The following is an 830-nucleotide window of genomic DNA, read 5'->3' as shown; positions in this document are numbered from 1 at the left end:
CTAGGTCGTGTTAACACTAATGGTGTTAATCATGAAAATTAAGAGATACTTCGGTGATGGAAATCAGCGAAGCCCAATTCAAGCAGATAGAGCATTGCCTTCCTCGCCAGCGGGGCAATGTGAGCATGAGCAATCTGAACGTGCTGAACGCGATCCTGTACGTGGCCGAGCACGGCTGCAAATGGAGAGGGTTGCCGGAGCGTTTTGGCAACTGGCACACGATCTATACGAGAATGAACCGGTGGTCCAAGAGCGGCGTTCTGGATCGGGTGTTCGAGCAACTGCAGCAGTCGCAGATTGTCCGGATACGCATCGAGGCGGTGTCGCTGGACAGCACGATAGTCAAAGTGCATCCGGACGGTACGGGGGCCCTCAAAAAAAAGGCCGCCAAAGCATTGGCAAGTCTCGAGGAGGCTGGACCACCAAGATTCATCTGGTTGCCGCGGATGCTCGAACGGCAGTGATCTTCGCGCTGTCGCCGGGCCAAGCCGGCGATGGCCCGCAGGGGCGGGCACTGTTGCGCCGCCTGGGCAGACCGAATCGGCCACTGCACTTGCTGATGGACAAAGCCTACGAAGGCAACGAGACTCGGCAACTGGCCTTGGATTTGGGATACATCCCAGTCGTGCCGCCATTGAAGACGCGTGTTCAGCCATGGCAGTACGACCGGGAGATGTATAAGCGGCGCAACGAGGTCGAGCGCCTGTTTCGGCGACTCAAAGGCTTCCGCAGAATCTTCTCCCGCTTCGACAAACTCGACGTCATGTTTACCGGGTTCATCAATTTCGCCCTGATTGCAGATGGGCTGCGTTGTGTTAACAGGCCCTAGC

General features: G+C 56.7%; 1 protein-coding gene. It reads left to right on the top strand.

All coding sequences use genetic code 11. The features are described 5' to 3' along the window. The first annotated feature begins 56 nt into the window (after positions 1-56). Positions 57-829 (top strand): IS5 family transposase gene (locus tag ABD104_RS30220; protein ID WP_132980470.1). Its coding sequence is split into 2 segments (ribosomal slippage): positions 57-381 and positions 381-829, totalling 774 coding nucleotides; the frame shifts between segments, so codons are not numbered across the junction. The last annotated feature ends 1 nt before the right edge of the window (position 830 follow it).

The sequence above is a fragment of the Pigmentiphaga daeguensis genome (assembly GCF_039523035.1).
In the GTDB taxonomy this organism is placed as follows: domain Bacteria; phylum Pseudomonadota; class Gammaproteobacteria; order Burkholderiales; family Burkholderiaceae_B; genus Pigmentiphaga; species Pigmentiphaga daeguensis.
Note: the sequence above shows the minus strand (reverse complement) of the source record. Positions and strands in the feature narration are given on the sequence as shown.